The following is a 311-nucleotide window of genomic DNA, read 5'->3' as shown; positions in this document are numbered from 1 at the left end:
AGATCCTCCACAACGACAGGTTGATGGACAAGTACGTCGACTGTCTTCTGGACGAGGGCGACGATAAGTGTACTCCAGATGGGAAAGAACTTAAAAAAATACTTCCCGACGCACTGGAAACTGGGTGTTCCAAATGTAACGAGAAACAGAAGAAGGGAGCAGATAAGGCGATGAAATTCCTCATTAACGAGAAGAGACAAAAATTCGACAAGTTGGCCGCCAAGTTCGACCCCAAAGGAATCTACCTCAAGAAATACAAAGAGGAAGCTGAGAAGAAAGGAATAAAATTGTAAATAACTATTAGGACCGGC

At 43.7% G+C, this 311-nt stretch carries 1 protein-coding gene; it reads left to right on the top strand.

The window, feature by feature from the left end; all coding sequences use genetic code 11:
- The coding region (locus L9G74_RS20115) for a 4CSP family protein (protein ID WP_238898550.1) at positions 1–293 on the top strand (293 nt) is incomplete at its 5' end.
- Between the last annotated feature and the right edge of the window lie 18 nt (positions 294–311).

The sequence above is a fragment of the Shewanella electrica genome (assembly GCF_022321485.1).
GTDB classification, from domain to species: Bacteria; Pseudomonadota; Gammaproteobacteria; order Enterobacterales; family Shewanellaceae; genus Shewanella; species Shewanella electrica.
Note: the sequence above shows the minus strand (reverse complement) of the source record. Positions and strands in the feature narration are given on the sequence as shown.